The organism is Paraburkholderia tropica, from assembly GCF_914484835.1.
GTDB lineage: Bacteria > Pseudomonadota > Gammaproteobacteria > Burkholderiales > Burkholderiaceae > Paraburkholderia > Paraburkholderia tropica_A.
This window is the reverse complement of record NZ_CAJZAR010000062.1, coordinates 85,222-111,419: the sequence shown is the minus strand read 5'-3', so window position 1 is coordinate 111,419 and position 26,198 is coordinate 85,222. Positions and strand designations below refer to the sequence as shown.

General features: G+C 66.9%; 23 protein-coding genes and 1 pseudogene. 15 read left to right on the top strand and 9 right to left on the bottom strand.

The window, feature by feature from the left end:
- Nucleotides 1-59 precede the first annotated feature (59 nt).
- From LDO54_RS21520 to LDO54_RS21510, 3 genes and pseudogenes are all read left to right on the top strand, one after another.
- Nucleotides 60-1,199 (top strand): annotated as a pseudogene (locus tag LDO54_RS21520) (cysteine desulfurase family protein); the annotation flags it as partial.
- Between the two features lie 260 nt (nt 1,200-1,459).
- Nucleotides 1,460-2,434 carry an ROK family protein gene (locus LDO54_RS21515; protein WP_224012683.1) on the top strand — a complete coding sequence of 325 codons (975 nt, stop codon included), beginning with the start codon at nt 1,460-1,462 and terminating at the stop codon, nt 2,432-2,434.
- Between the two features lie 77 nt (nt 2,435-2,511).
- Nucleotides 2,512-3,237 (top strand): copper homeostasis protein CutC, encoded by a 726-nt coding sequence (locus LDO54_RS21510; RefSeq protein ID WP_224012682.1) that lies wholly within the window; start codon nt 2,512-2,514, stop codon nt 3,235-3,237.
- 51 nt (nt 3,238-3,288) lie between these two features.
- Here LDO54_RS21510 and LDO54_RS21505 read toward each other — a convergent pair whose 3' ends face one another.
- The 3 genes from LDO54_RS21505 to LDO54_RS21495 all read right to left on the bottom strand — a co-directional run bounded on the left by LDO54_RS21505 (nt 3,289) and on the right by LDO54_RS21495 (nt 5,246).
- Complete coding sequence (locus tag LDO54_RS21505; protein ID WP_224012681.1) at nt 3,289-3,798, bottom strand: molybdopterin-dependent oxidoreductase; 510 nt, start codon at nt 3,796-3,798, stop codon at nt 3,289-3,291.
- Between the two features lie 164 nt (nt 3,799-3,962).
- Nucleotides 3,963-4,628, bottom strand: a complete 666-nt coding sequence (locus LDO54_RS21500) for a DUF2278 family protein (protein WP_224012680.1) — start codon at nt 4,626-4,628, stop codon at nt 3,963-3,965.
- A 96-nt stretch (nt 4,629-4,724) separates the two neighbouring features.
- Entirely contained in the window at nt 4,725-5,246 is a 522-nt protein-coding gene (locus LDO54_RS21495; protein WP_224012679.1) for a DUF1697 domain-containing protein, read from the bottom strand.
- A 125-nt stretch (nt 5,247-5,371) separates the two neighbouring features.
- Between LDO54_RS21495 and LDO54_RS21490 the strand changes: the two genes are divergently transcribed.
- The 4 genes from LDO54_RS21490 to LDO54_RS21475 all read left to right on the top strand — a co-directional run bounded on the left by LDO54_RS21490 (nt 5,372) and on the right by LDO54_RS21475 (nt 7,982).
- Complete coding sequence (locus LDO54_RS21490) at nt 5,372-5,905, top strand: flavodoxin family protein (RefSeq protein WP_224012678.1); 534 nt, start codon at nt 5,372-5,374, stop codon at nt 5,903-5,905.
- Nucleotides 5,906-6,107: 202 nt separating this feature from the next.
- Nucleotides 6,108-6,308, top strand: a complete 201-nt coding sequence (locus tag LDO54_RS21485) for a hypothetical protein (RefSeq protein ID WP_224012677.1) — start codon at nt 6,108-6,110, stop codon at nt 6,306-6,308.
- A gap of 153 nt (nt 6,309-6,461) precedes the next feature.
- Entirely contained in the window at nt 6,462-7,247 is a 786-nt protein-coding gene (locus LDO54_RS21480) for a peptidoglycan DD-metalloendopeptidase family protein (protein ID WP_224012676.1), read from the top strand.
- An 84-nt stretch (nt 7,248-7,331) separates the two neighbouring features.
- Entirely contained in the window at nt 7,332-7,982 is a 651-nt protein-coding gene (locus tag LDO54_RS21475) for a septal ring lytic transglycosylase RlpA family protein (RefSeq protein WP_224012675.1), read from the top strand.
- 105 nt (nt 7,983-8,087) lie between these two features.
- On the opposite strand, the gene LDO54_RS21470 is transcribed toward LDO54_RS21475, so the two are convergent.
- The gene (locus LDO54_RS21470; protein WP_224012674.1) at nt 8,088-9,635 is read right to left on the bottom strand and encodes an alkaline phosphatase family protein; all 1,548 of its coding nucleotides are present in this window, start codon (nt 9,633-9,635) and stop codon (nt 8,088-8,090) included.
- 140 nt (nt 9,636-9,775) lie between these two features.
- Complete coding sequence (locus tag LDO54_RS21465; RefSeq protein WP_224012673.1) at nt 9,776-11,206, bottom strand: sensor domain-containing diguanylate cyclase; 1,431 nt, start codon at nt 11,204-11,206, stop codon at nt 9,776-9,778.
- Between the two features lie 346 nt (nt 11,207-11,552).
- On the opposite strand from LDO54_RS21465, the gene LDO54_RS21460 reads away from it, so the two are divergent.
- From LDO54_RS21460 to LDO54_RS21440, 5 genes are all read left to right on the top strand, one after another.
- Nucleotides 11,553-13,586, top strand: a complete 2,034-nt coding sequence (locus LDO54_RS21460) for an SPFH domain-containing protein (RefSeq protein ID WP_224012672.1) — start codon at nt 11,553-11,555, stop codon at nt 13,584-13,586.
- A gap of 61 nt (nt 13,587-13,647) precedes the next feature.
- On the top strand, nt 13,648-14,709 hold the full coding sequence (hflC, locus tag LDO54_RS21455) for a protease modulator HflC (protein WP_436975639.1): 1,062 nt from the start codon (nt 13,648-13,650) through the stop codon (nt 14,707-14,709).
- On the top strand, nt 14,706-15,740 hold the full coding sequence (hflK, locus tag LDO54_RS21450; RefSeq protein WP_224012670.1) for a protease modulator HflK: 1,035 nt from the start codon (nt 14,706-14,708) through the stop codon (nt 15,738-15,740). Before hflC ends, hflK begins: the two co-directional genes overlap by 4 nt.
- Complete coding sequence (locus LDO54_RS21445) at nt 15,737-17,827, top strand: heavy metal translocating P-type ATPase (RefSeq protein ID WP_224012669.1); 2,091 nt, start codon at nt 15,737-15,739, stop codon at nt 17,825-17,827. Before hflK ends, LDO54_RS21445 begins: the two co-directional genes overlap by 4 nt.
- Entirely contained in the window at nt 17,824-18,432 is a 609-nt protein-coding gene (locus tag LDO54_RS21440; protein ID WP_224012668.1) for a GNAT family N-acetyltransferase, read from the top strand. The genes LDO54_RS21445 and LDO54_RS21440 overlap by 4 nt, the downstream gene beginning before the upstream one ends.
- On the opposite strand, the gene LDO54_RS21435 is transcribed toward LDO54_RS21440, so the two are convergent.
- From LDO54_RS21435 to LDO54_RS21420, 4 genes are all read right to left on the bottom strand, one after another.
- Nucleotides 18,429-20,822 carry a DNA polymerase II gene (locus LDO54_RS21435; RefSeq protein ID WP_224012992.1) on the bottom strand — a complete coding sequence of 798 codons (2,394 nt, stop codon included), beginning with the start codon at nt 20,820-20,822 and terminating at the stop codon, nt 18,429-18,431. The genes LDO54_RS21440 and LDO54_RS21435 overlap by 4 nt on opposite strands.
- Nucleotides 20,823-20,983: 161 nt before the next feature.
- The gene (locus tag LDO54_RS21430; RefSeq protein WP_356791071.1) at nt 20,984-22,615 is read right to left on the bottom strand and encodes an alkaline phosphatase family protein; all 1,632 of its coding nucleotides are present in this window, start codon (nt 22,613-22,615) and stop codon (nt 20,984-20,986) included.
- 134 nt (nt 22,616-22,749) lie between these two features.
- A complete protein-coding gene (locus tag LDO54_RS21425) occupies nt 22,750-22,995 on the bottom strand; it encodes a hypothetical protein (protein ID WP_224012667.1) in 246 nt (81 codons plus the stop codon).
- A 44-nt stretch (nt 22,996-23,039) separates the two neighbouring features.
- Nucleotides 23,040-23,507, bottom strand: a complete 468-nt coding sequence (locus LDO54_RS21420) for a hypothetical protein (RefSeq protein WP_224012666.1) — start codon at nt 23,505-23,507, stop codon at nt 23,040-23,042.
- Between the two features lie 180 nt (nt 23,508-23,687).
- Between LDO54_RS21420 and LDO54_RS21415 the strand changes: the two genes are divergently transcribed.
- From LDO54_RS21415 to phaP, 3 genes are all read left to right on the top strand, one after another.
- Complete coding sequence (locus LDO54_RS21415; protein WP_224012665.1) at nt 23,688-23,831, top strand: hypothetical protein; 144 nt, start codon at nt 23,688-23,690, stop codon at nt 23,829-23,831.
- 184 nt (nt 23,832-24,015) lie between these two features.
- Nucleotides 24,016-25,140, top strand: a complete 1,125-nt coding sequence (locus LDO54_RS21410; protein WP_224012991.1) for a porin — start codon at nt 24,016-24,018, stop codon at nt 25,138-25,140.
- Between the two features lie 333 nt (nt 25,141-25,473).
- Nucleotides 25,474-25,998: a TIGR01841 family phasin gene (gene phaP, locus LDO54_RS21405; RefSeq protein ID WP_224012664.1), complete on the top strand. Its 525-nt coding sequence runs from the start codon at nt 25,474-25,476 to the stop codon at nt 25,996-25,998.
- Nucleotides 25,999-26,198 lie beyond the last annotated feature (200 nt).

Genomic DNA, 26,198 nt, shown 5'->3' with positions numbered 1-26,198 from the left:
TGCCGCGTAGCATGGATGGCCATTCGAGTATCGAAATCTCACTCCCCAGTACCACGAGAATGGCTGAAAAACTGCACTATTTCGACTACGCGGCGACCACCCCGGCCGACCCGCGCGTGATTGCCGCCATGGGCGAATGCCTCGGCATGGAAGGCGCGTTCGGCAACCCGGCATCGAGTTCGCACGCGGCGGGCATGCAGGCGCGCTCGCTCGTCGAAGCCGCGCGCGCCCAGGTGGCCGCGCTGATCGGCGCGCACGCCGACGAGATCGTCTGGACCTCGGGCGCGACCGAATCGAACAATCTCGCCTTGAAGGGCTACGCGGATAACGCCGCCGAACGCCGTCATCTGATCACGAGCTGCCTCGAACACAAGGCGATTCTCGACACCGTCGCGAACCTCGAACATCGCGGCATGACGGCCAGTTTCGTGCGTCCCGACGCGCACGGCGATATCACGCCCGCCGCTGTGCAGGCGGCGCTGCGCGAGGACACCGGACTGGTTTCGCTGATGCTCGTGAACAACGAGATCGGCACGCTGACCGATATCGCCGCCATCGCGCCGATCGTGCACGCGGCCGGCGCGCTGCTGCACGTGGACGCCGCGCAGGCGCTCGGCAAGACGCCGATCGACGTGAACGCGCTCGGCATCGATCTGCTGTCGATGTCGGCGCACAAGGTGTACGGGCCGAAGGGCATTGGCGCGCTGTACGTGCGCCGCGAAGCCGCCGCGCGCATCGCGGCGCAGATGCACGGCGGCGGCCACGAGCGCGGACTGCGCTCGGGCACGCTCGCGACGCATCAGATCGTAGGGATGGGCACGGCGTGCGCGCTGGCCGCCGGGCAGATGCAGGCCGACACGCAGCGCATCGCGCAACTGAGCGAGCGTCTGCGCGACGGCGCGCTGCGTCTGGACGGCGTCACGCAGAACGCGCGCGCCGCGCGCCGCATTCCGCACACGCTGAGCCTCACGATCGGCCACGCGGGCTTTTTCCCGTTCATGCTGGCCGCCGATGTCGCGGTGTCGTCCACGTCGGCGTGCAACTCGGCGTCGGGCGCGCCTTCGCACGTGCTGAGCGCGATCGGCCTCGACGCCGACGCCGCGAGCCGCACGCTGCGCTTCAGCATCGGCCGCTACACCACGCAGGCCGATGTCGATCACGCTATCGCCCGTCTCGCCCAGGTCGTGGCGCAATGCCAGCCTGTGCAACGCCGCGAGCTTTCGACGGCGGACTGAGCGTGGGCGGCGTGCAGGCGTCGCCTCGAACGCTGGCATTGCGTGCTTCGCTTGTGGCTTGCTTCTGCGTCGCTTCTGCGTCGCTTGTGCGTCGCATCTGCCGATGCGTTTGCTTCCAGCCCGCCGCGCCGCGTAAAGTGTGAGGGCTGCCGCTCCCCGGCGCCGGCCGGGACCGCCTGGCGCGGCGTGCGCACACCGCGCGGGCGGCGCTGCGAGAGGCCCTCATGCCGGACCACGCCTTGCCCGCGCTCGCGGGCGCGCGCTCCCTCTATAGCGCCGATATCGGCGGCTCGTTCATCCGCCTCGCGGCCTGCACGCGCGCGGGCGAACTCGTCGCGCTCGCGAAGCAGCCCACACCCGCAAGCGACTGGGCGCATTTCGCCGATACCTTGAGCGCGATGCTCGCAGCGCATGCACTCGACGATATCGATCCCGCGCCGCTCGCGCTCTCCATTGCGGGCCTCGTCGATCCCGCCGACGGCACCGCACTTTCCGCGAATATCCCCTGCATCACGGGCCGCCCGCTCGCGAGCGAACTCGGCGCGCGGCTCGGCCGCCCGGTGTTCGCCGCCAACGACGCCGACTGCCTCGCGCTCGCCGAAGCCGTGGCGGGCGCGGGCGCCGGTCATCGCGTGGTGTTTGCCATCGTGCTCGGCACCGGCGTGGGCGGCGGGCTCGTCGCGAACGGCCAGTCGATTCGCGGCGCGGGTGGCGTGACGGGCGAGTGGGGTCACGGTCCCATCGTCAACACGCAATGCCAGCCCGAAGGCGAGCCGGAACCGCTCTATGTGCCGCGCTTCGCGTGCGGCTGCGGCCAGCGCGGTTGCGTCGATACGATCGGCGGCGCGCGCGGCATCGAGCGGCTGCATCAGTTTTTGCACCCGGATTGGGCCGCGCCCGACAGCCATGCGATCCTCGACGCCTGGTCGCGCGGCGAGCGCGCCGCGATGCGGACGATTGGCGTCTGGCTCGAACTGGTCGCGGACCCGCTGGCGGCGGCGGTCAACGTCACGGGCGCGTCGATCGTGACCGTGGGCGGCGGCCTCGCATCGGCGCCCGCGCTGATCGCGCGGCTCGACCACGCCGTGCGCGCGCGCGTGCTGCATCGGCGTGCCGGGCCGCTTGTGGTGCCGGGCCGTTTCAGCGCCGATGGCGGGCTGATCGGCGCGGCGCTGATCGCGCGTCAGGCGCTTTCGTAGCGCGCCACCGTCGCCGCTTGCGCGACGATCGCCACCATCGTCACCATCGCCATCACCCCAACGAACAAGGATCGCCGATGCCCATTACGCTCGAAGTCTGCGTGGACAGCGTGGACGGACTCGATGCCGCCATCGCGGGCGGCGCCGACCGCATTGAGTTGTGTTCGGCGCTGGATCTGGGCGGCTTGACGCCCACGCCCGGCCTGATCGCGGCGGCAGCGCGCGCGCCGGTTCCCGTCTACGCGATGATCCGGCCGCACGCGCGCGCGTTCGCCTGGTCGCCCGCCGATGTGGACGCCATGCTCGCCGACATCGACGCGATGCGCGCAGCCGGACTCGCAGGCGTCGTGCTCGGCGCGGCGCGTGCCGATCGCCAGCTCGACGTGCACGTGCTCGCGCTCCTGTGCGAACGCGCGCGCGGTTTGGGCACGACGCTGCATCGCGTGTTCGACCTCGTGCCCGATCCGGCGCGCTCGCTCGAAGAAGCGGTCGCGCTGGGCTTCGAGCGCATCCTGACGTCGGGATGCGCGGCGCGGGCCGCCGATGGCATCGTCGCGCTGCACGCGCTCGTGCGGCAGGCGGCGAAGCGCATCGCCATCATGCCGGGCAGCGGCATCGATGCGCTGAACGTCGCAGCCATCGTGCGCGCGAGCGGCGCGACCGAGGTGCATGCGTCGTGCCGCGCGGCGTTCGCGTACGGCGAGCAGAAGGGCGTCGAACTCGGCTTCTTTCCTGAGCGCGGGAGTTGCACCTCGGCGCGCGCGGTGCTGGGCCTCCGGCACGCGCTGGCCGCGTTCGCCTGAAGCGGTTCGGAAGCGCGCTCAAGGCTCGATCAACGGACGATCAAAGCGCATTCAAAGCGCAATCACGCGCGTTTCGATGCGTGCGAGGCGCTTCAGATGGCGCGGCGCGGGCACGCGATCCGCGCCGGAAAACAGCACGGGCGCGCCGTCCGCCGCGCTCAGCGGCTGACCGCCGCATTCGTAGGCCACGATGGCCTGCTCGCCCACCGGCGAATTGAACAGCTCGTGCCACGTGAACGGCACCGCATAGCCGTCATGGCCGACGGCGAGAAAAATCATCCGCTTGAAGTCGCCGTGCGCCTCGCAGCGCAGGCCCGCGTGCTGGATCAGCTCCGTGAGCAGCACGCCGCGATAAGGCTCGACCGCGCGGATGAAACGCTGCGTGGTGTAGCAGCGCAGATCGAAGGGCGCGCACGTGACGCTGGGCATCGCGCGCAGCGCATCGAGCGTGAGCGTCTGGGGACGCAGCACGCTGCCGGACAGCGTCAGCGCGACGCTGTCACCGGCGATATCGGCGATATCGATGGATTGAGCCGGATCGGCAGGGGGCGCGAGGTTCATCGTGAAGGCTCCGGGCCGCGCGGCGGCCTGACGGGGAATCGATATGATTCCGCGTATATTACGCCGCCTCGCGCCGCCGCTTCAACGATCCGCGCGACATGCCGTGCATATCGTGCCGCTTATCTCGTGACCGGGCCGGATCGCAGCCGGTTCACGAAACCGGCTCAGGCAATCGGCGTTGAATCCGGGGTGGGATTGCCGAGGTCGTCGGTCGGCAGATATTGCTGATCGAACGCGGCGACGTAGAGCGCCCATTGCGGCGCGCCCACGTCGACGAGCAGCGCGCCGTCCTGCCAGATGTCGTTGTGATCGTTGCGGTCGTTGCCCGCGCGATGGATGAACTCGCCTTTCGAGCCCTGATTCATATGCACGTCGTGCACGCCGTTGCCTTCGCTGTAGAAGCGGCCGTACACATAGACGTCGTTACCAGCTTGTTGCGCACGCAACAACAGGCGCTGAAGCGTGGCGACGGGTTCGACGGCATCGGTGCCGTCCATCACGTCGCTGTCGCGCCATGCGCCGGTGTTGGCGAGAAAGTCGCTGCGCTGGAAGTCGAGCGCGGGCAAGGCGTGCTGGCCCGTGAGATTCTGCGCGCCCGATGCATCGGCTTGCAGCGTCTGCAGGATGGCGTGGCGGAAATCGAACAGCAGCTTGTATTTGAGCAGGTCGTCGGCGTCGGTGGTGCCGACGTTCACGGCCACGTCCCACTGCGCGCCGCCGACGTCGAGCCCGAAATGCAGGTGGTACTGCACTTCGTGGGGCCGCTGCGTGGGCTTGAGTTGCGGCGCGGTCGTGATCTTGCCTTTCGCGAAGCCGTATGGAAGCGTCATCGTCTGTCTGCCTCTGCGAGTGCACGGCGCTTCATCATAAGACTGGCGCGTGACAGTTGTGCTGCATCGCGGCTGCGCGAAGGTATCAGCGGGCTTTCATTTCGCTTCGGCGGCCCATTGCGCGAGCGTGGCGACGGTGTTCATATTGCGCGCGGTGCCGTTGGCGGCGGCGGGAATCTTGAGCTTCGAGCGGCCGATGCCGTCCGGGTAATGCACGTAGATTTCGCGCTTGCCCGCGACGATCGTCTCCGACTGCTGGCCGTGCGCGGTATCGGGCAGGTCGGCGGGCGGCGCGGCATCGAGAAAGATCGCGACGGTGCGCTCGGGCGGCGCATCGGCGAACGGATTTGCAGCGACGATGGCGGCCATCTCGGCGGCCGTGCGCAACAGCACGCCGACCGGCTTGCCCGCATAGTCATCGAGGCGCGCTTCGAGTTGCTTTTTCACGCTCGATGCCGCGAGGCCGCTGTCGAACACGACATTGCCGCTGGCGATATAGGTGCGTACGTTCGCGAAGCCGAGCGCTTCGCACATCGCGCGCAATTCGGTCATGGCGAGCTTGCCGGTGCCGCCGACGTTCACGGCGCGCAGCAGGGCGACATAGGTGGTGGTAGGCATCGGACGATGATACAGCGAAGCGGCGCGTGCAGGCGTGCCGAAGCCATGAGTGCGCGCGGTATCATCGTCGGACGAGAACACGCACGCATTGAGCCATGAACACGCCGATGGAACCCTCCACGCGAATGACAACGCAAGCGACGACGCAAGCGGCCACGAATGCGTCCACGAAAGCGCTGCTGATCGTCTATCACACGATGACCGGCGGCACGCAGCAGATGGCGCAGGCGGCCGCGGATGCGGCGCGTGCGCAGAGCGGTGTGAACGTGCGTCTGCAACGCGCCGACGCCACCATTCCCGACGACGTGCTGGCCGCCGACGCCTATCTGTTCGCGACGCCCGAAAACCTCGCGGCCATGTCGGGGCTGATGAAGGACTTCTTCGACCGCTGCTATTACGCGGCTCTCGACCACGTGAACGGGCGTCCCTATGCGGCGATGATCTGCGCGGGCAGCGACGGACAAAACGCGCTGCGCCAGATCGAGCGCATCGCCACGGGCTGGCGCCTGAAAGCGGTGGCGCAGGGACTCATCGTCTGCACGCACGCGCAGACGACCGAGCGCATTCTCGCGCCGAAAACGATCGCCTCCGACGATCTCGCGCGCTGCGCCGAACTCGGCGAGGGGCTCGCGGCCGGCCTCGCGCTCGGCGTGTTTTGAGGCGACCGCAGACGCACGGCGCACCGCGCGAAACGTCCCTGAATTTAAGGGAAATTTGCAGAGATGGGCGGGTTTCGCGCATTGTTGTAAAGGATTGTCAGGCGAGAAGGCGAGGCGTCAACTGGGCGATAAGGTGGGCGTTATGCGAGCGACGGGCACACGTTCCGTCGTTCCTTAATCCCGGTTTTTATCGAGTGACCTCATGAAGCGCATCCTGATCGCCAGCCTCGCCATTTTCGTTTCCGCCGCCGCCTTCACGCAGACGGCGTCCGCCGCGACTCACCATCATCACAAGCACGCTCACAAGCACAGCGGCAAGCACCACGCCCGCCACGACGCCGCCATGCAGTCGCCCGCCGACCGCGCGCAGCCGATCGACCAGGCGCCGGAATTCAAGCACTAACGCCTCCGTGATGGCCGCCTGAAGCGGCGCATTCCACAGCGGCGCAGGCTCCCCACCGGGACTTGCGCCGCTCGGCATTTGACACCCCGCACCGTGGCCGTCGACGAACCCGCGTGTCGATTGTCTTGCCGATAAACATAGGATGACGAATCAATGAAATCGTGCCTGGATTCATGCATCGGGTCGTTCCATGAATCGCTGGGACGTGGCGCGGTTTGGGCGGCGTCGCTTGCCGTGGCCGCGTCGCTGTCCGGCTGCGCGATCGATAGCGCCATCGAAGGCGTGACCGATACCGGTCCTTGCCACAGCGTGATGGCGGGCTACTACTGCGTGAAGCCCAACGACAGCTTGCAGAGCGTGGCGTTTGCCTTCGGCCGCAGCGCGCGCGAAGTCGCGCAATGGAACAGCATCGCGGAAACCGCGCCACTGCGCGCCGGCCAGGTGCTGCGCCTTGGGCCGCCGGACTGGCGCTCGTGGCATGACGGCGCGGCGTCGATGCAGGCGTCGGCGCCGGCGGCGGGCGCTGGGGGCGCGGCGTCGCAGGCGAGCGCGTCGAGCCGCTTCGTGTGGCCCGTCAGCGGCGTGATCGTGCGCGAATTCGGCGTCGACGGCGCGCGCGGCATCGAGATCTCGGGCCGCGCCGGTACGCCTGTGCGCGCCGCCGCGCCGGGGCGCGTGGTCTATGCGGGCGACGGCATCAAGGCTTACGGGCTGATGGTCATCGTCAAACATGACGAGGGGTATGTGACCGCTTACGGCAACAACCGGCGCCTGCTCGTCGCGGAAGGCGACACGGTGAAACAGGGCGCGTCGATCGCCGAAATGGGCGCGCGCGCCGACGGCCACGCGGTGCTCCAGTTCGAGATGCGCGAAGCGGGCAAGCCGGTCGATCCGCTCGCGCATCTGCCCGCCGGTTCGGGGCCGCTCGCGTCGCCCTGAACGCCCGCACGTCTGCACGCGCGCCCGCACATCCATACGCCGGGCCGATGCGGGCGGAAGAACATTCGAATCATCGGGGACAATTTGAAAAACAAACCACACGCGCAGGCGTCGGGGCACGCCTTGCGCACGACGCGGCGTAACACACGAAGGCTGCGCGCCGCGCTCGTGCCGCTGCTTTTCGCGTTGATGGGCACCGCGCACGCGCGCAAGCCCGTGAGCGTCGAACCGCTCAAGCACGATGCACATGAAGCACATGAAGCGAAGTCGCAGGCGGACAAGCGTGACGCGCATCGTGTCACGCCGCGCCGCGTGTCGTCGAGCCAGCACGCGCTGCGAGCGCATCGCCGCCTGCAGACCGGCATCGCGTCCTGGTACGGACGCGAATTCCACGGCCATCGCACCGCAAACGGCGAGCGTTTCGATATGTATGCGTTGACGGCGGCGCATCGCACGCTGCCGTTCGGTTCGTTCGCGCGCGTGACGCTGCCCGCAACGGGGCGTTCGGTGATCGTGCGCATCAACGATCGCGGGCCGTATGCGCGCGGACGCGTGATCGATCTGTCGTTCGGCGCGGCGCGCGTGCTGGGTTATTCGAGCGCGGGATCGGCGCGCGTGCGCATCGAACCGGTGGCGGCGCGGCAGGCGTCGGCGCTCCAGGGCACGCGGCGCGCCAAACGCCCCGTGCGCCGCGCGAAGCCCACGCCGCCGCCGAAGGCGTATCGCGCGCGCTGAAGCGGCTAGAGCGGATAAAGCGGATAAAGCGGATAAATCGGCTCAAGCACGCACGGCGGTTCGATCGGCGAAATCCTCAAGCGCTGCGCTTCAAACGCGCGCGCGTCACCGGCGTCCGCGCCGCCGCCGATGCGCCTCAGTCTGCTTCGCGATATACGCGACATAATCGGCCACCGCCTGCGCAGTCGGATGACCGGGGGCCGCGGCCTTGGGCGTCGCCGCGCCCGGCGCCTGTCCGCGCAGACGTGCGCCGAACAAGGACGGATTCTCGATCGCGGGCGCGGTGCTCTGCTCCTGGGCCATTTGCAGATCGAGCGCATGCGCGATCGACGCGAAGCCGTTCACCTGCGTCGAAGTGGGCGTGGCCACGCCCGCGAGCGGCGCATGCTGCGCGAGCGCGGCCGCGGCGGGCGGCGCGGCAGGCGCGGCGGATATCGGCGGTGCAGTCAATCGCGCGGGGCCATCGTCGCCATCCGCTCTCGGCGCGACGAGCAGCGCGCCGGTCCACGACGGCGTGGCCGCATCGCGCTGCGTCAACGGCGCGCCAAGACCGAACAACTCGCGCACCGAATGCACGATCGACGCATGATCGAACGCCGTTGCCTGCGCCGCGCCTGATGCACCCGCTGCACCCGCCGCGCCGGGAAAGAGCGCGCTGCCCGTGCCGCCGCGCGGCGCCCACGGCGAGATCAGCAGCGCGGGCACGCGCACGCCGAGCCGGTCGAAAGCGAAGGTGCGCGGCACGGCGGCGCGCTGGCTGTTCAGATCGGCGTCGCCGGGCGGCGATGCGGCGGGCGGCGGCACGTGATCGAAAAAGCCGCCATGCTCGTCCCACGTCACCAGCAGCACGCTGTGCGGCCAGATGGCCGGCGCGTTGCGAATCGTCTCGTACACGTACTGGATGAAGCGCTCGCCCGAGGACATCGACCCGACCGGATGCTGCGAATTGCCATCGGCGAAATTGGCGCTCAGGAGTCCGTAGCTCGGCTCGATGAAGGTGTAGTCGATGTCGTAGCCGCCGCTGTCGTTGAGGTCTTGCTGGAAGGCGTCGTCGGTGCTGCCGGGACGGATCGTGCGGAACGTGTCGCCGTGAAAGAAGCCGCCCACGAGGCCCTTGATGGCGAGCACCTGCGGGAAGGCGTCGGCGTGATAGACGCGCCAGCGCTTGCCGTGCGCCGTGAGGCGGTCGAACAGCGTGCCGTTCTGGAACGAAAAGCCCAGACTGTCGATGGTTTCCGAGGCCGCGCTCGTTAGCCCGCCCGGACTGTTGGCGAGGCCGCCCGACGACGCCGCGTGCGCGAAGAAGCGGTTCGGCCAGGTCGGTCCCGGCATCGACGAAAACCAGTTGTCGAACAGCACGAACTCGCGCGCGAGCTGGTCGACGACCGGCAGCGCGCCCGCGCCGAAACCGTGCATCGCGATGGCCGCGTTCGGTCCGCTCGCGAAGCCGCTCATCGGCGGCGTGCCGGCGATCTGCGCGGCGACGTCGTCGAATTCGTGCGGCGGGTCGGTCGAGAGGCGGTCGGCGGCGCCGTCGGCGAAGCCCCTGGAAGCGGGCGGCGGCGCGATGCCTTCGAGGCCCGCGAGCCCGAAGACGTGATCGAAGGAACGGTTCTCCATCATCAGGACGAACACGTGCGCGATGTCGGCCATGGAGGTCTCCCGGTGGGGGAAGGGGCTCAGCGTAGCACGGCTTGCAGCGCGCGCCACGCGGACGGTGCGGCGCATGAAACCGCGTCTGCGCCGTGAATACACGAGGGCAGGCGGGCATCGCGATCGTCACCGGAACGGCTTCAGGCGAGGCTCGCGTCCGCGCGCGCGATGCGGTTGCGTCCGGCACGCTTGGCGGCGTAGAGCGCGGCGTCGGCGGCTTCGATCAGCGCGAGGGCGCTGGCGTTCGTGCTGGCTTTGGCCTGTCCGTTCGCGTGGGATTGCAAATGAACGGGCGCGCTCGTCGCGCAGCCCGCGCTCACCGTCACGTGGCCGCCCGCGCGCGGCGCGGCGATCGCCAGCCGCGCCACGGCCGCGCGCGCCCGTTCGGCGAGCGCGCCGGCTTCGTCGGCGTTCGTGTCGGGCAGCACCAGCGCGAATTCCTCGCCGCCGTAGCGCGCGACGAAATCGCCGGGCCGACGCAGCGTGCCCGCGAGCGCGCCCGCCACCGCGCCGAGACAGGCGTCGCCGTGGAGATGGCCGTAGGCGTCGTTGTACTGCTTGAAGTGATCGACGTCGATCATCACGAGGGAAAGCGGCTGACCGGCGCGCGCCGCCTGATCGACCACGCGGCGGAACTGCTCGTCGAAATAGCTGCGGTTGTAGACGCGCGTGAGCGCATCGTGCGCGGAGCTGTGCACGAGCGACGCGTGCTCCTCCGCGAGCCGCCGGTACAGCGCGGTCACTTCCCACACGAGCACGCACACCAGCACGCCCGGCGCGAACATGCTGAACACGCGCGCGACGTACCAGCCGAGCGTGAAGCGCTCGACGCTCAGCGTGTTGAGCGCGACGTCGACGAACGAAGCCAGCAGCGCCACCACGATCCACAGATCGAGCACGAGCCGCAGCCGTCCCTTGAGCAGCACGACGGCGATAGCCGCCAGATTCATCAAGCCGATGCCGACGCCCACGCCATGCACCGCGAGCGGCGCGCCCGGTTCGGCGGCATGCGGCGCGGGCCAGGGCTGGGCGAAATCGACGGCGATCACGAGCCCGCCGAGCAGCGCCGCGAGCGCGGCGGGACCGGCGATCAGCAGCCAGCCGCGCGGGCCGTTGTAAGTCGACGCCGCCGCCATCGACGATTCCACGGCCTGCGCGCGGCTGCGCACGATTTCCGCGACGATCACGAACGCGGGAAATCCGGCGTGCCAGAACACCCACATCCACGCCGCGCTGTGCGGCCCCGCGCCGAGCAGGCCGGTGCGCGTGAACACGCCAGGAAACATCAGGAGCTGGAGCGCGACGGCGATGGCCGTGAACGCATAGGCGCCGCCGAGCGCGCCGAGCATCGGCAGGCGCGTGGCCGCGAAACGTCCGCCGAGCAGGAACGCGGCGATGCCCGAAGTGGTGAAGACCGTGAGCGCGCACATCGGCATGAAGGGCGCGACGGGCGGCAGCGCGTCACGTGCGCGGGGCGCGGCGAGGGCGAGCGTGAGCAGGATCGCGAGTGCGCAAAGGCCTGCGGCGATTGCCTGTCTGCGTGTTGCCGGTCCGATCAGCAAGCCGTCCATAGCGTGTGGCCGATGTTGGATTGAGCGTCGATGACGACGGCCTCGCGCGGGCGCCGAAGCCGCCCATCGCGTGCATGCCGTCCGCATGAATTCGAGTCTTGCCATTCCCCCGCACGGCCTTGGCCGCGTCGCCTATTGTGCGCCGAAAAGCGCGTGCAAGGTGCAGCCGCCGCCACGCGCGAGACCGGGTTGCGAGGACGACTCATCGGCCTCGCATCGGCCTCGCGGCGGGCCGCGAATGTTGAGTTTCCTTAACGAGCGCGCTACATTGGGCGCGCGTTTCCGGGCGCGTGAGTCGCTAACGTTTGCGCGCCCGATTTCCGTAATTTCCATGAAAGGATCGCCGATGGTGCATCGCGCAGCGCGCGACAACCGCGAAGCGTCCGGCTGGTTCGCCGGCCGCGCGGGACATGCGAAGCTGGCAGGCTGCGCGGTGGGACTCGCCGTCGTCTGGGCCGCGCTCGCACTCGCCGCCACGCTCGCGCCGCGTCTGATGATCGACGCGCGCGCGTGCGCGGTGCTGGCGAGCGCGTGTCTGAACCTGTTGATCGCGGTGATCGGCACGCGCTTGTGCGTGCAGCGCACGCCTGTCACAAAGCCGGTGTGGAAGACGCTGCTGCAACTCGCGCGGCTCGCGTTGCGGCACGATCGTGCGAAGCCGGAACGCGCGAAGCAGGATGACGCGACGCATGACGACGCGCCGCCGCCCGCTGCCGATGAAAGCGCGCAATGGCAAGCCTTGCTGCGCGAGTTGCCGTGGCGGCCCGCTGTCGTGCCGCTGGGCGCGATCGTGTCGCTCGCGCTGGTGGTGTGTGCGTGGGCGATGCCCGCGCCGGGTGAACTCGTTGCGGGCTCAGGCGGTGTGCCCGCGCCTTTGCTCGTCGCGGGCGTGGGCGCGTTGCTGCTGGCGTTCGCGGCGCTCTACGCCGAACGCGTGCAGACGCATCGGGCAGAACAAGCCGCGTCGATATCGGCATCGGCATCGACGTCGGTTGCGCAGGCGCCCGCCGCATTGGCGGGCCTGCTGCGCGTGCTGCTCGTCGCGGCCTTGAGCGTGGCGGTCGGCGCGGCCTGGTTCGCGCAGACCGGCGAGACGCTCACCTGGCTCGTGCGTCTCGTCGCGGCGCTGAGTGGCCTCGTGGCCGTCGAACTCGCGATGCGCTCGGTGTGGGCCGCGTTCGCCTCGTCACCGCCATCGGCTGCGTGGTTCCTGCACAGCGCGCTCGCGAACGCGTTGCGCGTGCAGGCGCGCCCGCTCGCGGCCTTGAACGCGCAACTGCGCATGCGTTACGGCATCGACCTGCGCCAGAACTGGGCGCTGCAAAGTTTCGTGCGCCTGCTGCCCGGCGCGATCGTCGCGGTGATCGTGCTGGGCTGGCTGCTCGGCGGTGTCGCCGTGCTCGGTCCCGATCAGCGCGCCGTGTACGAGCGCTTCGGCGCGCCGGTCGCGGTGTGGCAGCCCGGCTTGCACGTCGGCTTGCCCTGGCCCTTCGGGCGCGCGCGCGTGATCGACAACGGCGCGGTGCATCAGCTGATCGTCTCGGGGAGTGCGAACGATGCGAACGACGCGAACGACGCGAGCCAGGCCGCGCGTCCGGTGGCCGCCGACGCCGCGCCGCCCGATCAGCTCAATCGTCTCTGGGACGTCGCGCATCCGTGGGAAACCACGCAGGTGATCGCGGGCACGAGCGGCGATCAGCAGGCTTTCCAGGTCGTGAGCGCCGATGTGCGCCTCGACTACCGCATCGCGCTCTCCGACGCGGCGGCGCGCGCGGCACTCTATCGCGCCGTCGACATGGACGAGACCGTGCGCGCGATCGCGAACCGCGCCGTGGTGCGCTATCTCGCCTCGCGCACCTTGCAGTCGCTGATCGACACGCCGCAGACCGCGATGGCGAACACACTGCGCGCGAGCGTGCAGGGCGAGCTTGACCGCCTCGCGAGCGGCATCGAGGTGATGGCCGTGGTGATCGAGAGCGTGCATCCGCCTGCGGGCGCGGCGGCCGCGTATCACGGCGTGCAGGCCGCGCAGATCCGCGCGCAGGCGAGCGTGGTGGAAGCACGCGGCTTCGCGGCGGCCACGCTCGGCGGCGCGCAGCAGCAGGCCATCGAAGCGGTGGCACAAGGCAGCGCCGACGCCGCCGACACGCTCGCGGCAGCGCGCGTGCAGCAGACCGATTTCGACGCCGACGTGATCGCGCAAGGCCTCGGCGGCCCCGCGTTCGCGTTCGAGTATTACCTGCATCGCCTGCAAAAAGGCCTGCAAAACGCGAGTGTGACGATCATCGACGACCGTCTCGCGAGCGGCAATCGCGCGACCATCGACCTGCGCACCTTCACGCCTGGGACGGCGGCGGCGGGCGTGAGGCCGGCATGGTGAGCGGCGCGCGATCGACCTCAGCGAACTCGGGCAACCTCATGCGAATCTCGAACAAGGGTATGTGAACGTGGGCCACTATCACGCGCACGGCGATGCGCACCATCATCACCATCACGGACATTCGCACGACGCGGCGGGCAGTCCCGCGCCGCGTCCGCGTTTCGCGCTGCGCGTGGCGCTGGCCGCGCTCTGCGTGCTGATCGCGCTCGTGGTCGCGAGCTTCGTGCAGGTGCGCGAAGGCGAGGCCACCGTGGTCACGCGTTTCGGCGATCCCGTGCGCGTGCTGCTCAAGCCGGGCCTCGCGTGGCGCTGGCCCGCGCCGATCGAAGCGGCGGTGCCCGTCGACCTGCGTCTGCATACGACGTCGAGCGGATTGCAGGACGTGGGCACGCGCGACGGCCTGCGCATCATCGTGCAAGCCTACGTGGCGTGGCGCGTGCCGGAAAACGCGAACGACATCGGCCGCTTCGTGCGCGCGGTGCGCAACGAGCCCGACGAAGCCGCGCGTCAGATCCGCTCGCTGGTGGGTTCCGCGTTGCAGACGACGTCGGCGGGCTACGACCTCGCCGCGCTCGTGAACACCGATCCCGCGCAGGTGCATATCCCCGAATTCGAGGAGCAGTTGCGCCGCCAGGTCGATGCGCAGGTCTACACCGCGTATGGCGTGCACGTCACGCAGGTGGGGCTGGAGAAGCTCACGCTGCCCGCCGTGACGCTCGCGGCGACCGTCGAGCGCATGCGCGCCGAGCGCGAGACCGTGGCCGCGCAGCGCACGGCGCAGGGCGCGCGCGAGGCGGCGCAGATCCGCTCCGACGCCGACCGCGACGCGCGCGTGCTGATCGCGGACGCCAACGTGAAAGCCGCCGAACTCGAAGCGCAATCGCGCAAGGACGCAGCCGCGATCTACGGCAAGAGCTACGCCGCCGATCCGCAGCTTTACACGATGCTGCGCTCGCTCGACACGCTCGGCTCGGTCGTCAACACGAACACGAATCTGATTCTGCGCACCGATGCCGCGCCGTTCCGCGCGCTCGTGCAAGGGCCGCCGGGGCTGGGCGGCGCGTCGACCTTCACCGCGCCGCCGCCGCACGCGAGCGCCAAAGCGGCCGGAAAGGCCCGATGAGCACGCGCGACGACTTCCCCGCGCTCGGACCCGGCGCCCAGGCCGTGCGCCTGGCGTTCTGGTTCGTCGCCGTGCTGGCGGTGCTGGCCGCGCTCGCGTGGGCGACCTCGAACGTGCGCCGCATTCCGGCGGACAGCAGCGCGGTGGTCACGCGCTTCGGCGCGTTCGTGCGCAGCCAGGGCGCGGGGCTGCTCGTTGCGTGGCCGCGTCCGTTCGAGAACGTGCTGCTCGTGCCGGGCAGCGAGCGCGTGCTGGAGCGGCGCATCGTTTCGCTGTCGCGCGATCCGCGTGCGCGCGCCACGCTCGGGCTCGACACCGACGCGCTCGCGGGCTCGGGTTACGTGCTGACCGGCGACAGCGGCGTGGTGCAGGTGAGCGCGACGCTGTTCTATCGAGTGGCCGATCCTTACGCCTACGCGCTGCAACTCGATCATCTCGACGACGCGCTCGAACGCATCGTCTCGGCGGCGGTCGTGGAGACGGCGGCGCAGCGCGACCTCGACGCGATCCTCGTCGCGCGCCCCGAAATGGTGGCCGCCGATCAGCAGATGGCCGTGCGCCGCGAGCAGTTGCGCGGCGACCTCGCGCGCGCGATCCAGCGTCATCTCGATGCGCTCGCGGCGGCGCAGGCGAGCCTCGGCATCGAAGTCGCGCGCGTGGATGTGCAGGCGTCTTTTCCGGGCTCGGCGATCGACGCGTTCAATGCGGTGCTCACGTCGATGCAGAATGCCGAACGCGATGTCGCGCAGGCGCGCACGGTCGCGGAGAAAACGCGCCAGGGCGCGCAGCAGAACGCCGACCGCATCGTGCAGGACGCGCAGGCGAGCGCAGCCGAACGCGTGGCGACGGCGCAATCCGAAACCTCGACGATCGCGCAACTCGAAGCGGCGCTCGCGCAGGATCACGATCCGGGGCTCGTTGCGCGCGCGTATCGCGATCGCGTTCAGGCCGTGCTTGCGAAGGCCGCGCGCGTGACGACGCTGGATCCGAATGATGGATCGAGCCTCGTGTTGCCGGGGCGTGCGCCATGACCATGAATACGCAGACGGAAACGATCGAGCGCGATGAAGCGCACGCGGCGCACCAAGCAGCGCACGCGGCACCTGATCACGCGCACGAAGATCACGCCGATCACGACAATCACGTTAATCACACAGACGATCTCGCTCCCGGCCTCGCGATGTCCGCCGAGGAACGCCGCGCGATCACGCGCCACACGCTGCTCGCGCTGATCGCGGGCGGCCTGCTGCTGCTCTCGCTCGCGTGGCCGCATCTCGTCCAGGGCGACGGGACGCTCGCGCAACTGCTCGCGGCGGCGGCCTCGCTCGTGGTCGCGCCGCCGGTCTTCGCGGGCGCATGGCACAGCCTCAAGTCGCCGAGCCTGCACGGCGTCACCGACCGCCTGATCGCGCTCGCGATGCTGGGCGCGTGGGCCGTCGGCGATATGACGACCGCGGCGCTGCTGCCCATCGTCATGACCTTCGGCCACGCGCTCGAAGAACGCAGCGTGCTCGGCTCGCAGGAAGCGATCCGCGCGCTCGGACGCCTCACCTCGGGCATCGTGCGGCGCGTGAGCGCGACGGGCGCGATCGAGGAAGTCGCGTACGACGCGCTGCGTCCCGGCGATCTCGTCGATGTGCTGCCGGGCGCGCGCATTCCCGCCGACGGGCGCGTGCGCGAAGGCCGTTCGAGCGTCGACAACGGCCCGATCACCGGCGAGTCGCTGCCGCAGGATGCGGGCGAGGGCGCGAGCGTTTACGGCGGCGCGATCAATCTCGACGGACCGTTGCGCGTGGAGGTCACGCAGGTCGGCGAGGCGTCGACGCTCGGCAAGGTCGTCGAGTTGATGCAGCGCGCCGAGGCCGCGAAGCCGCCCATCACGCAGGCGCTCGAACGCTACATGGACGCGTATCTCGCGCTCGTGCTGCTGATCGCGGCGATCGTCTGGTTCGTGAGCGCGAACGCGTCGGCGATGCTCGCGGTGATCGTCGCGGCTTGCCCGTGCGCGCTCGTGCTGGCCGCGCCGGCCACGGCCATCGCGGGCATCGCGGCGGGCGCGCGGCGCGGCATGCTGTTTCGCAACGCGGCGTTTCTCGACAAGATCGCCGAGATCGATTCGCTCGTGATCGACAAGACCGGCACGCTCACGCACGGCGAATTGCGCGTGACGCAGATTGCGTGGCAGCCCGGCGTGAACGAGGCGCACGCGCGTGCGCTGGCCGTGCGGCTTGCGCAAGGCAGCGCGCATCCGGTGTGCCGCGCGCTGGTGCGCGACGGCTTGAACGCGAACCCGGACGAGATGCTGAATGGGCAGGACGTGCGCGATCTGCGCGAGCTTCGCGGCCTGGGCGTGCAGGCGAACACGCGCGACGGCGAAGCCGTATTGGGCCGCGACGAACTGCTCGCGCAATACGTCGATGCGCTGCCGTCCGCGCCCGCGGATTTCGACGGCCCGCGCGCGGGTCTCGTGCAGGACGGCAAGCTGCTCGCGTGGTTCGGTTTCGCGGACACGCTGCGCGCCGAGGCGCGCGAAGCGCTCGCCGATCTGCGTGCGCTCGGTATCGAACGCGAGGCGCTCGTGACCGGAGACCGCGCGGATGTGGCGCACAAGCTCGCGGCGCAGGTCGGCATCGAGACCGTGGTGGCGCAGGCGCTGCCGCACGACAAGCTCGATTACGTGCTGCGCGAGATCGACGCGGGCCATCATCCGCTCGTGGTCGGCGATGGCCTGAACGACGTGCTCGCGATCAAGGCGGGCTCGACGAGCGTGGCGATGGGCGAGCGTGGCATCGATATCGCCGTGGCGTCCGCCGACGTGGTGCTGCTCGCCGACGACCTGCGCCGCCTGCCCGACTGCATCCGGCTGGGCCGCCGCTGCCGCCGCATCGCCACGGCCAACGCCGCGATCGGTCTCACGTGGACCGTGGCCGTGATCGCGCTGGCGGCGCTGGGTGCCCTGGGCGCGGTGGCGACCGCGATCCTGCATAACGTCGGCACGCTCGTCGTGATCGCGAACGCGGGCCGCCTGCTGCGCCGCGATGATGGCGAACCCCGTGGCGAGCCCAGCGGTGAACCGCAAGCCATAACACACCACGCGTCAACACACGAACCGTCATGAGCAATACGTCTTCCCTCACCACGCCGACGCTGAGCGGCGAGATCGTCGAACTGCGCCCGCTGCGCGCCAGCGACGCCAACGCGCTGGTCGAAGCCGCCGCCGACGGCGAACTCTGGAATCTCAAGGTGACCGTGGTGCCGGGACCGGCCACCGTCGACGCTTATATCGACAAGGCGCTCGAAGGCGAGCGCGCGGGCACGGTCATGCCGTTCGTCGTCGTGCAGCGTGCGACGGGGCGCGTGATCGGCAGCACGCGTTTCTGGAAGCTCGATCGCGCGAATCGCAAACTCGAAATCGGCCATACGTGGCTGGCGGCGTCGATGCAACGATCGGCGGCGAATACCGAAGCCAAATATCTGTTGTTGACCTATGCGTTCGACACGCTCAATTGCGTGCGCGTGCAATTCACCACCGACGAATTGAACGAGAAATCGCGCGCGGCGATTCTGCGTATCGGCGCGAAACAGGAAGGCATCGTGCGCCACGAACGCATCATGCCCGATGGACGCAAACGCAATTCCGTGCGCTTTTCCATCATCGACGACGAATGGCCGGACGTGCGGGCGAATCTCGAAGCGCGTCTTGCCACGCGCATTAAAAACTAGAACAGACTCGCCTGCCCGGAAATTACCGTTTCGAATTCCTCGCGCAGAAAAGGCAGGATCGCATCGGCGACCGGCTGCAACTGGCGCGTGAGATAGAACGCATAATCAAGCGGCGCGCTCAGCGTTTCGAGCGGCTCGGGACCGACCGTGGTCATCACATAGCTGATCCAGCCGCCGTTCTGATATTGCAGCGGACGGCCAAGCTGGCGATTGAATTCGTCGGCGATCCGCGCGGCGCGCACATGCGGCGGCACGTTGCGCTGATACTCGCTGAGCGGGCGGCGCAGCCGTTTGCGGAATACGAGTTGATCGTCGAATTCGCCGCGTAAAGTCCGCTGCACATAATCGCGAATATAGTCGGCATAAGGTTCGCGCTGAAACACGCGCCGATACAGTTCACGCTGGAATTGCTGCGCGAGCGGCGTCCAGTCGGTGCGCACGGTTTCGAGTCCCTTGAACACGATTTCGTCGCTGCCGTCTTTCGCGCGAGACAGGCCCGCATAACGCTTCTTGCTGCCTTCTTCCGCGCCGCGGATGGTGGGCATCAGAAAGCGCGAGTAATGACGCTCGAATTGCAATTCGAGCGCGCTTTCCAGGCCAAATTGCGTTTGCAGATGCGCCTTCCACCAGGCGTTGACGTGCGCGACGAGTTCGCGTCCCGTGCGCGTCGCGTCGTCTTCCGAATGCGCGCGCTTGAGCCAGACGAAAGTCGAATCGGTATCGCCGTAAATCACGTCGTAACCCTGCGCTTCGATCAATTCGCGGGTCTTGCGCATGATTTCGTGGCCGCGCATGGTGATCGACGAAGCGAGACGCGGATCGAAAAACCGGCAGCCCGTCGAACCGAGCACGCCGTAAAACGCATTCATGATGATCTTCAGCGCCTGCGAAAGCGGCGCATTCTTCATGCGCTTGGCCTGGTCGCGGCCTTCCCACACTTGCCGCACGATTTCAGGCAAACAATGCATCGTGCGCGAGAAACGCGCGCCGAGAAAGCCGGGCACGGACGTTTCGTCACCGGGCTGGCGCAAGCCTTCGATCAGTCCGACCGGATCGATCAGAAACGTGCGGATAATCGACGGATACAGGCTCTTGTAATCGAGCACGAGCACCGAATCGTAAAGGCCGGGCCGCGAATCCATCACGAAGCCGCCGGGGCTGTTTTCGCCGACGATGTCGCCGAGATTGGGCGCGACGTAACCGAGCCGATGCATGCGCGGCAAATACAGATGCGTGAATGCGGCGACCGAACCGCCGCTGCGATCCACGGGCAAGCCGGTGACCGAGGCGCGTTCCAGCAAGAACGCCATCAATTCCGTTTTCTCGAAGATGCGCGTGACGAGTTCGCAGTCTTTGAGGTTGTAGCGCGCGAGCGCAGGTTTGTCTTCGTCGAAACGGCGCTGGATTTCGTCCATGCGCTGATACGGATTGTCGATCGACTTGCCTTCGCCGAGCAGCGTTTGCGACACCGATTCGAGACTGAACGACGGAAAACTCCAGGTGGCCGAACGCAAGGCCTCGATGCCGTCGATAATCAGCCGGCCCGCCGCTGCCGCGAAATAGTGATTCTGATTGATGCTGTGCTCGCGCCATTCCATCACGGCGCCGCCCCGGCCGAGCCGCAGCGGCACGCCATATTGGCGCGAATGCTCGTGCAGCACGCGCAAATCGAATTGCACGAGATTCCAGCCGATGATCGCATCGGGATCGTGCAGCGCCATCCACGCATTCAGGCGTTCGAGCATCTGCGCGCGGTTTTCGCAATACTCGAAATCGAAATCGAGTCCGCTCGCGTCGCCGTTTTCGGGCGCGAGCATATACACCTGGCGTTGTCCGCAGCCTTCGAGCGCGATCGAATAGAGTTCGCCGCGCGCGCTGGTTTCGATATCGAGCGACACGAGTTTCAGCGCGGGGCGATAGCCGTTCGCGGGTTTCATCTCGCCGTCGATCAATACGCCGCGCGCGTCGGGCGTGCCGCGAAACAGCACCGGCGCGGTGATGAAACGCTCCATCATGTAGCGGTCGGGCGGCTGAATATCGGCTTCGTAGATATTCACGCCGGATTTCGCGAGCCGTTTCGCCGCGCCCGATAAATGCCGATATTGACGCGCGTAAATCCCGAGCACAGGCCGCTGATGGAAGTCCTTCAATTCGAGCGGGCGGAATTCGATGCCGGATTGGGCGTCGGATTTGGCGTTGGGTTTTGCATCGCGCCTTGCTTCGAACTCGGCGCGCGCCGCGTCTTCCTGCTCGACGGGCACGAAGGCCACGGAGGTTTGCGCACGCAGACGCAACTGGCGCGGCCCCGTGGGCGTCGCCAGCCAGAAGTCGACTTCGGTATGCGTGGGCGTGTCGCGCCAATGGCGGGTGAGGATGAAACCCTCATTCAAATTCGCCTGCGCTTCGGCATCGGCGCCCGCCGTCAATTCACCCTGAAACTCGCTCACGTCCCGTACCCGCAGGCCTGCTTTGATTGCAGGCATTGTACCGCTGCGGCCGGACAGAGGCAGGGGCGGCGCGGACGCCCGGCGAGGCGTCCGCGTGCGGGGGATTACTCGTCGCCGCGCAAACCGAGCGACGGCAGCGTACGCGTGCCTTCGAGTTCGACCGCATGCAGCAGATGCGGATCGAGATCGAGTGCGCGCAGGATCGTCGGCGCGACCTGGGTGGTCTCGACGCGCGCCGTCACCGTGCGCCCGCCGTGGCGCAAACCGGCATACGACACCACGAGGCCCAGATGGCTGTCGTCGGGCGCGTTGCCGCCGTGCTCCTCGTCCTTCGATTTGCTCGACGTGTAGATCACGCCCGGATTCGGCTGCACGACGATATCGGGCGTGCGGCCTTGCGCCGGATCGCCGAAGCGCTGCTGCAACGCGTTGCCGGTGAGAATGTACGCCTGCGGACCATCGGCGCAGATGCCGGGCGCGTTGCACGACAGATTGCGCTTGAGCGTGGCGACCACGGCGTCGCGCTGGCTTTGATCGCGCAGCCAGATCAGGCCCACGTCGTCGGTCTGCACGAGGCCCGTGCCGACGAGCCCGCTGCCGTCGTTCAGATTGCCGGTCTTCGTGGCGTTCTGGCCGAACTGACCATTCGGATCGAGATAGTTATTCGCTTCGAGCAGCGCGGTGAGCGTGTCGCCGTTCTTCACGAGTTTGCTGTGATCGGCGGGCGACTGGCCGTGCTTCGCGGTCACGATGATGAGCGTGGACGCGTACAGATTCTGCTGCTGGAGCGCGGCGACGATACGGCCCAGCGACGTGTCGAGATACGTGATCGCATTCGTGACGTCCGGTCCCGGTGTGAAGCTCGCGTCGAGATAGCCGCCGCCCGAGGCCACCGTGGCTTTCTGCGCGACGCTCAAGGTCTGGAAGTTGGTACCGAACAGCGTGGGCACCGGTTCGTCGCGCGTGCCCGTGGAATTCTTGCCGCCAATCTGGTTCAGGATCGCCTGCACGTGATAGTCGTCGAACTTTTCGGTGTGCGTATAAATATCGGTGTAGGCCGTTTGCGTGGCCGGATCGATCGAATTGATCTCTGTGCGCGCGAGATCGTCCACACCGCGTCCCGAAGGCCCGTTGAGCCAGTCGTAACCCCACGCGTGCTTGTCGGCCCAGGCGGTGCGCGAACCGCTCAGATTCTGCTTCACGACTTCGAAAATCGTGTTGGTTTTCACGTAGTCGTGCGGAAAGACCGGCACGCATTTCTTGCCGACGCGCGCGCGTGGAATGGCTTGCGGATTGAATGCGCCGCCGCCGTCGAGGTGCACGAGCGCGCCGCCATTTTCGGCGTCGATGCCGGTGGTTTCGTCGAATACGACATTCCAGCCCTGCTTGCCGACGCAGCCCGTGTCGTTGGGCGCGTAAAGCGTGCGGTCGTAGGAGACGTCATAGAACAGGCCCGCCGATTTCGGCGAGCCGCCGGTGACGAGCGCGGCGAGTCCGGGGAAAGAATCGGAAAGTCCCGGCGTATAGGCGTTCGTATAGGTCACGCCCGATTTCGCGAGCAGCGCGAGATTCGGGCAGGTATTGCCGCTGATGCAGCGCGAGACGTCCTGCTCGTGCAGGCCGTCGAAGCTGATCAGCAAGACATGTTTGATATCCGACGCTTCGCGCGCCTGGGCGGGCGTCTGCATGCCGCCGAACGCAAACGCGCCTGCACCGAACGCCGCCGTTGCCGCCATTGCTGCTTTCCACCGCCGTGCTGTCTTCATTGTTCACCTCATTCGTTCGTGGGGAAATCACGCGAAAAAAATCAGTGAAAATTTGCAGGCGTATTACGTCGATGCGGTGACGTTCGACTTTCAATTACATTTTATTACCTGGAATTGATTTCAATTGCAGATCCGCTCGACGCGATGAGGTGCTGCGCGAGGCGTTCGAGACGACGCGTTTGCGCGATTACGATGCCGGGCGTCGCGCCCGCCTGGCGCACACGTTCGAGCCAGTAATGCGGCCCGAACACGGCGGCTTCGCGATCGGCTTCGATCGCGAGTTCGAGATGCGCGATGGCGGCATCGAGATTGCGCGCGGTATAGGGGCTCGCGTTGCGCGGGCCGGTCATGGCTTTCGTGATTGCCAAAGGCGTGAATGCATGATGCGCCGGGCTCACGCGGTCCACGTATTCGAGCGGCGCTGCACGATCGACAGGTCGATGCGAATCACGTCGATTGCGAGCATTCGCGTCCAGTCGCCGCCGCAATGCTGCACACGCAGATCGTTGAAGAGACGACACGCGGTCATGTCGGCCAGCGGATCCGGCAAGGCTTCATTCGCACATTGCGCGTGGGTGTTATCGAGCAGCGCACGCGCGTCGAGTGTGAAGGTCGCGCTGTCGCTCGCGGCGGCGCTGCAGATCACGTGCGCTTGCACGTTCACGTCGTTGCTGGATTCGATGTCGTGCTCTGGCTGCGTGCGCGCGAAAGCGCGTTCGAGAATGCCGCGTTCGGCGAGCGCAAGGCGTTCGTTCAAGAGACGCAGTCCGGCGAGTTCGCGCACGGTCAGGTCGGCGAGCGAGCGGGCGTGAGAATTCGAGGCGTTCATGGTTTCCATGCGGGCAGTGACGATGGCCTGCATGGTGAATCCGCAATCGGACAGCGGCTGTCCAATTGCCTCGTGTTTTTGCGGGTGGAAATGCGCGGACGCATCAGGACAGACAGTGTCCAGATGCCGATTTACATTGATTGCAACTGCCGTTCACGCGCATCGAAGCGCAATGCGCAGCCGATATCACGACCCGCCACGGAGCCACGTCACATGATCAACAACACCTCGCCGCTCGAACATCTCGCCGCTTTTGCTATCACGCTGGCCGTGGGAATCATTTCGACGGTCGCGCTGGGAAAGTACATCGAGAAAGTGCGTCGCGACGCCATCGAGTCGGTCACGCAGCCGCACTGATTGCGCCAGATCTCGCAACGGTCCCTTCTCGCGCAGGCACTTAGTTCGAAAATATCGGTATTCGACACTCCTCCCTTTCAACAACGACGGATCGGCACGGCGCGCTCGCCGTGCCGTGTCCGTCTCAACGGGGAGATCGGATTTGCACGCAAAAACATGGGGAAAAAGCGGCGGCCTGCTGTGCATGGCGCTCGTCGCAAGCGGCGCGGCCCAGGCGCAAAGCAGCGTGACGCTCTACGGCAAGATCGAAGACGGGCTCAATTACACGAGCAATGCGCAAGGCCATAGCGCGTATCAACTCGAAAGCGGCTACGACTACGGCAGCCGCTGGGGCCTGAAGGGCAGCGAGGATCTCGGCGGCGGCACGCATGCGATTTTCCAGCTCGAAAACGGTTTCGACGTGAATACCGGACGCAATAGCCAGGGTGGCCGCGAATTCGGACGCCAGGCGTTTGTCGGCATCGCGTCCGACCGTTACGGCACGCTGACGCTGGGCCGCCAGTACGACCCGAGCGTCGATATGTTTTCGCCGACGACGGCCAATGGCAACTGGACCGGCTATATCTTTGCGCACCCCTACGACAACGACAACACCGACTACTCGTTTCGCGCGAACAACGCGGTCAAATACGTCTCGCCGACGTATCACGGCTTCAGCGCCGAAGCGATGTACGCATTCAGCAATCAGACGGGCGGCTTCGCGGACAACCGGCTGTACGGCTTCGCCGCGCAATACGTGCATGGCGGGCTGACGGTCGCGGCGTCGTATCTGAAGCTCAATCACGCCGGCACCACATCGGGCGCGGTATCGGACGACGCCACGTTCACGGCGGGCTCGCAGCAGAATATCGGCGTCGGCGCGACTTACGCCTTTTCGAACTGGCTGCTCGGCGTCGCCTATTCGCACGTCGATGTCTACGATCCCACGGCGAATGCCTATTTCACGTCCGACGGCGGCGCGACGCAGCCCGCGGGCGGCACCTGGAATGCATGGAAATTCGACAACATCGAAGTGAACGCGCTCTATCACTTCACGCATGCGCTCTATCTCGGCGGCGCGTACACCTATACCCAGGCGAATCTCACGTCGAGCGTGGGCAGCTTCCGTCCGAAATGGCATCAGCTGAGCCTCAAGCTCAATTACGACCTGTCCCCGCGCACATCGGTATATCTCGAAGGCGCGTGGCAGCACGCGGTCAGCGCCAACACCGGAACGCAATTCGATTACGCAAACATTCCGGGCTCGGCCGATATTTCGTCTGGAGAAAACCAGATGCTCTACCGCATTGCACTAATTCACGGCTTCTGATCGTCTGACCACACGCCAAAAGCGACGCGTTGTCCGGTAGCGGTATTGGAGCGGACAACGCGAGCTAATACGTTTTAGCCTGTATTTAAGGGCTTTTATGTATTTGCCTGACAACCGCAAAAAATAAACCCATTCGGGATAACCCAGGGTTAATACCTAATTCCGTATTGCACAAAATTGTTAAATTTCTGGCTTAGAATGAAATCTCTAAATGGCGCCGCGCACGTCGCAGGCCGCTGAAATGAGAGACCGAGCAATGCATTCTGGGCCGCCCGTCGTCAGATGCGCCATTTAGTCTATCTATTTAGCATTTCTAATCATGGAGCATCGCTGATGACCGTTTCCGCACCTGAGCATCTTCGAGCCAATTACGCATCTGGCGTCGCGACCTGGTTTGCGCTGATCACGCCCGCATGGCAAGGCGCGGAAGCCGTGGTTGCGCTCAACATGCAGGCAGCGCGCGCGGCGCTCAACGAGAATGAAGCCGCGTTCAAGGGCGCGTTGCAGACCAATAGCCCCGTGGAATTCTTCACGCAGCAGGTGAGCGCATCGCAGCAGATCGCCGCGAAAAGCCTCTCGTATAGCCGCCATCTATTCGATATCGCGACGAAGACGCAAGCCGCCTGGACCGAAGCCGCGCAAGCGCAGGCCACGCAGCAGGAGCGCAATGTGAAGGCGCTGACCGAGCAATTCTCGCAACATGCGCCCGTGGGCTCGGAAGCCTTTGTCGCGGCGATGCATTCCACATTTTCTGCATTTGGCAATGCCGCGGAAAGCATTCGCGGCATGACGCGCCAGGCGATCGAAGCGACGCAAAATCAATTCGAGGCCGCTACGGCCACCGCCACCGCGAAATAATAATTCTTCGCGTTCAATCACACGGAGAGACGCTGTTCCGCAATTAAATGTTATCTATTACGGACAGCGCTTTCCCGTTTCACCGATTCGTCATTGGCGTGTGATAAGACCTCAATTCGTTGCATCGATGTCGTCATCGACATGCGTAACGGGTAGCAATTCAGGGTCGGCAGTTCAAGGTTTTTATGCGCCACGAATTT